At 71.8% G+C, this 6,351-nt stretch carries 6 protein-coding genes; 1 reads left to right on the forward strand and 5 read right to left on the reverse strand.

Annotated features, from left to right (window positions below; genetic code table 11):
- Positions 1-46: 46 nt before the first annotated feature.
- The 3 genes from BLW04_RS15005 to BLW04_RS15015 form a co-directional block, all read right to left on the reverse strand.
- A complete protein-coding gene (locus BLW04_RS15005) occupies positions 47-1,105 on the reverse strand; it encodes an ABC transporter ATP-binding protein (protein WP_091542829.1) in 1,059 nt (352 codons plus the stop codon).
- Positions 1,102-2,145, reverse strand: a complete 1,044-nt coding sequence (locus tag BLW04_RS15010) for an ABC transporter ATP-binding protein (protein ID WP_254781585.1) — start codon at positions 2,143-2,145, stop codon at positions 1,102-1,104. The genes BLW04_RS15005 and BLW04_RS15010 overlap by 4 nt, the downstream gene beginning before the upstream one ends.
- A gap of 136 nt (positions 2,146-2,281) precedes the next feature.
- Positions 2,282-3,337: an Lrp/AsnC family transcriptional regulator gene (locus BLW04_RS15015; RefSeq protein ID WP_091542835.1), complete on the reverse strand. Its 1,056-nt coding sequence runs from the start codon at positions 3,335-3,337 to the stop codon at positions 2,282-2,284.
- A 91-nt stretch (positions 3,338-3,428) separates the two neighbouring features.
- Between BLW04_RS15015 and BLW04_RS15020 the strand changes: the two genes are divergently transcribed.
- A complete protein-coding gene (locus tag BLW04_RS15020) occupies positions 3,429-4,643 on the forward strand; it encodes a M20 metallopeptidase family protein (protein ID WP_091542837.1) in 1,215 nt (404 codons plus the stop codon).
- Positions 4,644-4,654: 11 nt separating this feature from the next.
- On the opposite strand, the gene BLW04_RS15025 is transcribed toward BLW04_RS15020, so the two are convergent.
- Together BLW04_RS15025 and BLW04_RS15030 are read right to left on the reverse strand one after the other, a co-directional pair.
- Positions 4,655-5,485 carry a DUF3048 domain-containing protein gene (locus tag BLW04_RS15025; protein ID WP_254781587.1) on the reverse strand — a complete coding sequence of 277 codons (831 nt, stop codon included), beginning with the start codon at positions 5,483-5,485 and terminating at the stop codon, positions 4,655-4,657.
- Between the two features lie 544 nt (positions 5,486-6,029).
- The coding region (locus BLW04_RS15030) for a transposase (protein WP_139306795.1) at positions 6,030-6,351 on the reverse strand (322 nt) is incomplete at its 5' end.

A 6,351-nucleotide genomic window follows, 5' to 3' on the forward strand; every position in this document is an offset into this window, starting at 1 on the left:
AGGGTCGGGGACGACGACGGGACAGGGCGCCGGGGCTCGCGCACTCTCATGCGACCACCGGCCGGACCTCGGCGAAGTGGCAGGCGCTGGGATGGCCATGCCCGAAACGGTCGATGAGCTCGGGCTCCTCCTCCGCGCAGATCGGCTGGGCTTTGGGGCAGCGCGTGCGGAAATTGCAGCCCGAGGGCGGGTTGGCCGGGCTGGGCACGTCGCCGGTGAGGATGATCCGTTCCCGGGTTCCCCGCTTGACCGGGTCCGGGATCGGCACCGCCGACAGCAGCGCCTGGGTGTAGGGATGGGTGGGGCGGGCGTAGATGTCCGCCCGGTCCCCGATCTCCACGATCTTGCCCAGGTACATGACCGCGACCCGCGCCGAGATGTGCCGGACCACCGACAGGTCGTGGGCGATGAAGACGAACGCCAGACCCAGCCGGCTCTGCAGTTCCTGGAGCAGGTTGACCACCTGGGCCTGGATGGACACGTCCAGCGCCGAGACGGGTTCGTCGAGGACCAGCACCTGCGGGTCCAGTGCCAGGGCCCGGGCGATGCCGATGCGCTGGCGCTGCCCGCCGGAGAACTCGTGCGGATAGCGGGTGGCCTGCTCGGTGCTGAGCCCGACGGACTCCAGCAGCTCGTCGACCCGGTCGCGCAGCTCGCTGCCGGAGGCCAGGCGGTGGATCTGCAGGGCCTCGCTGACGATCGCGCGCACGGTCATCCGCGGGTTGAGCGAGGTGTAGGGGTCCTGGAAGACGAACTGCATCTCCCGGCGGACGGCCTTCATCTGCGCGCGATTGAAGCCGGTGATGTCGGTGCCCTTGAACCAGACCGAGCCGGCCGTCGGCTCCAGGAGCTTGACCAGGGTGCGCCCGGTGGTGGTCTTGCCGCAACCGGACTCCCCCACCAGGCCGAGGGTCTCCCCGGCGGAGAGCGTGAAGCTCACGCCGTCGACCGCGTACACCATCCCGACCTGCCGCCGGGTCACCCCGCCACGGACGGGGAAGTGCGTCTTGAGGTCCTCCACACGCAGGATCTCGGCACCGTGCGGTGCGCGGTCGTGCAGGTCCGGCCGGTCAGCGTCGGAGGGGCGGGCGTCGAGGGAGCTCATGCGCCGGCGCTCCCCAGCCGTGCGCCCATCTCGCGGGACACCACAGCCATCTCGGCGGGGACCTCCTCGGAGAAGTGGCAGGCGGCCTGCTGCCCGCCGCCGATGTCGTACAGCGGCGGCACCTGCGTGCGGCAGAGGTCGCGGCCCTTGGAGACCCGGCACCGCGGGTGGAAGGAGCAGCCCGTCGGGAGGTTGATGGGGTTGGGCGGCGCCCCGGGGATCGGGTCGAGGCGCTGGAGGTCGACGTCCAGCCGGGGCAGGCTGCTCATCAGCCCGAGTGTGTAGGGGTGGCGTGGGGCGGAGAAGATCGAGAAGACGTCGGCGACCTCGACCACCTTGCCGCCGTACATGACGATCACGCGGTCGGCGTGCTCGGCGATCACACCGAGGTCGTGGGTGATCAGGATCGTGGCGGCGTTCGTCCGTTCCGACGCCGTCCGCAGCACGTCGAGCACCTGGGCCTGGATCGTCACGTCCAGCGCGGTGGTCGGCTCGTCGGCGATGAGGACCTTGGGGTCGTTGGCAATGGCCATCGCGATCATCGCGCGCTGGCGCATCCCGCCGGAGTGCTCGTGCGGGTACTGGTCGAAGCGGCCCTCGGGGTTGGGGACGCCGACCATCGTGAGCAGTTCGATCGCCCGCGCGCGGGCCTTGTCGCGGCTCATCCGGCGGTCGTGCAGGCGGAGGGCCTCGGCGATCTGCTGCCCGACCGCCAGTACCGGGTTCAGGCTGGTCATCGGGTCCTGGAAGATCATCCCGATCTCGCTGCCACGCAGCTGCCGCAGTTCCTTGGCCGGCATCTTCAGCAGGTCCCGGCCCTCGAAGAGGATCTCCCCGGCGACGATCCGGCCCGGTGGGCTCTGGATCAGCCGGAGGATCGACATCGCCGTGACGCTCTTGCCGGATCCCGACTCGCCGACCACCCCCAGCGTCTCGCCGGGGTGGAGGTCCCAGCTGACGTCGCTCACGGCCTTCACGACTCCGGCCGGGGTGACGAATTCCGTCGTCAGCCCCCGGATGGAGAGAACGGGACTGCTCACGAACAGCGCCTCCTCGACCGATCGGTTGCTGAAAGCTAAGGCATAACGGCGGGCGATGGGTGACGTCTCCGTAACTTCGGTCATAAATGACGCTCTGCGCTCATTCCGTCACCCGCTGTCCTCAGAGTGGCGCAGCTCACTCCGCCGGACGGTCCACCGTTGCCGGCCGCTCGTCCTCCGACGGCACCGGGTCGCGCCACACGTCCATCGGGACGGCGCCGGTGGCGCGGCCCTCGGAGTCGAGCAGATGGCCCATCCGCTTGACCGCCCGGAGCACCACCAGCCGGTCGACGACGTCGACGTCGGGAACCGCGTGGACCAGGTCGCGCTCGAAGCGGTGCACCTCCTCCAGCGAGGAGAGCCAGGCGACCACGAGCAGGCTGGGCGTGCCGGCGAGGGTGGCGGACAGGCGCACTTGACGCAGCCGGCCCAGCCGGGCGGCGGCATCGTCCAGCCGGCCGGCCGGCGCGTCACCCGAGAGCACGACCATGACCGGCAGGCCGGCAAGCGGCGCGGCCACATCGGTGCGCAACAGGACGGCGCCGGAGGTGATCAGCCGGTCGACCCGGCGTCGTGCGGTGGGCTGGCTGATCCCGGTCGCCTGCGCCAGAGCGGCATAAGAGGCACGGCCGTCCGTGCCCAGCGCCGACATCAGGTCCCGGTCCACCTCATCCAGAACAGCGCGGCGGATGGCCGGCAGCGAGGAGACCCCGGCGCCGGTCGAGGGCAGCACACCCAGTCGCCAGGTGCTGCCCTCGGCGTAGAGCCGGGTGGCGATCCGGGCACGGGTCCCGGTGACGCCGGGCACGCGGTCCAGCCGCTCGAGCAGGTAGCGCCCGAGCGTGGCCAGGTCGACAGCGGCCACGGTCAGCAGCAGGTCGCGCCCCCCGGCGGTGATGTCGACGGACACGGCGTGCGCATCGCCGGCGAGCTCCTGCGCGACCCGGGTCTTCTCACTGGGCAGGCAGGTGACGTCGACGTAGGCCAGCACCTGCGCGTGGTGGGACCCCGGCCCGGGGGCGCCGGTCACCCAGGCCCCGCCGGTGGCACGCAGCCGCTCCCAGCGCCGGGACGCGGTGACGGCGTTGGTGCCCACCACCTCGGCGACCGAGGTCCAGGGCGCCCGGGGGTCGCGCTGCAACGCCTCGACCAGAGCCAGGTCATCTTCATCCAGCGCAACCGATTGCTGCATTCGCAGAACCTCTCATGACTGATGCCTGCAAATCCTCCCGGAGAACGTGCGGCTCTCCTAACGTCCGGACCATCGAGCTGGAGGAGGGCACATGACCCGGTCAGAGGCACTGCGCGAGGACGCCCGCGCCATGCAGGACGAGCTGGTGGAGCTGCGGCATCAACTGCACCGCCATCCGGAGGTGGGGCTGCAGCTGCCGTGGACGCAGGAGACCGTGATCGGGGCGCTGGACGGCCTGGGTCTGGAGGTGTCGACCGGCACGGCGCTGACGTCGGTGACCGCGGTGCTGCGCGGCGGGCGCCCCGGGCCGGCGGTGCTGCTGCGCGGGGACATGGACGCGCTGCCGGTGCAGGAGGAGACGGGGCTGGACTTCACCAGCGAGGTGGACGGCGCGATGCACGCCTGCGGCCACGACCTGCACACCGCGATGCTGGTAGGGGCGGCGCGGCTGCTGCACGCCCACCGTGCCGAGCTGGCCGGGGACGTGGTGTTCATGTTCCAGCCGGGCGAGGAGGGCTGGGACGGCGCCGGTCGCATGCTGGACGAGGGTGTGCTGGATGCCGCCGGGGCGAGGGTGTCGTCGGCCTACGGCATGCACGTGATGTCGGCGATGAGCCCCCGTGGGCAGTTCACCACCCGGCCGGGCACGCTGATGGCCGCCAGTGACGAGCTCCGGGTGACCGTGCGCGGGTCCGGTGGGCACGGGTCCGCGCCGCACCTGGCGAAGGACCCGATCGTGGTCGCCGCGCAACTGGTCGGCGACCTGCAGACGCTGGTGACCCGCCGGTTCGACGTCTTCGACCCGGTGGTCGTGACGGTGGGTTCCTTCCACGCCGGCACCAAGCGCAACATCATCCCGGACGAGGCGACCTTCCAGGCGACCGTCCGGTCGTTCTCGGCGGAGGCCCGCGACCGGATGCGGGCGGAGTCGGTGCGGCTGTGCGAGTCGGTGGCCGCCGGCTACGGCCTGGAGGTCGACGCGCAGTACCTCGACGAGTACCCGGTCACGGTCAACGACGCCGAACACGCCGCCTTCGCCGCTTCCGTGGCTGCCGAGGTGTTCGGGGACGAGCGGTACGCGCCTAAGGTGTTCCCGCAGTCGGGGTCGGAGGACTTCTCCCGGGTCCTGGAGGAGGTGCCGGGCTGCTACCTGTTCCTCGGCGCGTCGCCGGACGAGGACTACACCGCCTCGCCGAACAACCACAGCCCGCGCGCGCAATTCAGCGACGAGGTGCTGTCGGACGGGGTGCTGCTGCACGCCGAGCTGGCGGTGCGGGCCCTGGACCGGGACGCCGCTGCGGGCTGAGCAGCCGCGGCTCAGCCGACCGTGACGGCGCCGGTCCGGTTGGGAACCAGCTCGACCCAGGTGGTGCCGGCGGCGAGCCGGACGGGCATCCCGTCCGGTCCGGTGAGGATCAGGCGGTCGGCGACGGCGGCCTTGGACCAGGTGGCGGGGAGTGTGTGGCCGCCGGTGGCGACCAGCGCCTCCCCCGTCCCGACCAGCACGGTCTCGGGCACCGGGTTGCCGGCCGGGTCCTTGGTGCCGGTGTCGACCATGTCGACCCGCAGCACGACGACGTTGGTGGCGCCGAGCCGGCCGCCGTCCGCGCCGACGGCGGGGGTGGCGCCCTCGGCGCGCAGCCACCGGCCGTCGGGCTGGCTCCAGCTCCACTGCGGGTGGCTGAACGGCGAGAGGGTCAGCTGCACCGAGCCGGCCGGCGTGCCCGCGGTCAGTTGCTCGCCCGCGGGCGCGATGTCCAACTGCGGGGCCGCGGCAAGGTGGGCGGGGTCGGCCTGGGCGAGGAATCCCTGCGGGTCGGCGTAGACATTGTGGGGGGCCCTCCGGCTGCTGGTGCGGTAGAAGCCGGCGTTGCCGGCGTCGTTGCTGATCACCTGCAGCCCGGCAGCCGCGACGCCGTCGACGAAGGCCCGCTGGCCGCCGGAGAAGGCGAACAGGCCTTGCAGCGGCGCCGCGATGGCCGGGTCCATCGGCCGGATGGAGCGGATCGGCCCGATCTCCGGCGGGAGGTTGGAGTGGTAGACGGCGACGTAGCGGGTGATGCCGCCTTCCACGACCTCCTCCCAGACCATGTCCGCGGCGGCGAGGCCGGTCTGCGGGCGGGCGTCGACCGAGTTCTCGATCTTCACCGCGAGCCCGGTGGGTGGTGGGTCGACCCGACCGTAGGGCGGTTCCGGACCGTCGCCGTTCCGCCGCACCGACCGCCGGGGCGGATGCGTCCCGGGCGTCCCACCGGTTGCCGGCCGTACCACCGGCACGGCGGTGCGGACACCCCGGCGCAGCCCCCGACGGCACGCCCTTGCGGCCGGGTGCGCGTCAGACGGGCAGGGGTGGGCCGATGTGGATCTCGGCGCCGTCGGGTCGGTAGGTGCGCCATCGACTGCCCGGTGGGGCGGTGTCGTTGCGAACGGCTGAGAAGCCGTGGTGGACCTTGGTGTGCGGAAGGACCACCCCCTCCCCACGACTCGCAAGCTCGCCGCGGGCCCCTGGGAGTGGCCAGGTGGTGGACGTCGCACCAGTGGATCGCCAGGTGCCGCTAAGTACCCCACCTCGTCGCGCGCGCGGCAGGGAGGGCCCACCACCCCTTGCGACGTTGGAACCGGAGAACGTCAGATAGAGGAAGTGCTTCGTCAGCTTCTAGCCGGGGGACGCCGCGCGGCTAGAGCGTGTCTGCTAACTGCGGACGCGGTGATGGATGATCATGCAGCCGAGGAGGACACCGCCGAGGTAGGTGGTGGCGTATTTGTCGTAGCGGGTGGCGATAGCGCGCCACTGCTTGAGCCGGCCGAACCCGCGTTCGACGGTGTTGCGGTCCTTGTAGAGCTCGGCATCGCAGGCCGGTGGTCGCCCACCGGCCGAGCCCTTGGCCTTGCGGCGTGCGATCTGGTCGCTGCGTTCGGGAATCGTGTGAGCGATCTTCTTCGCCCGCAGGTGCGCCCGCGTACTGGGATGGGAGTACGCCTTGTCCGCCAGCAGCCGGAACGCGCCGGTGTCG

The organism is Modestobacter sp. DSM 44400 (assembly GCF_900107175.1).
In the GTDB taxonomy this organism is placed as follows: domain Bacteria; phylum Actinomycetota; class Actinomycetes; order Mycobacteriales; family Geodermatophilaceae; genus Modestobacter.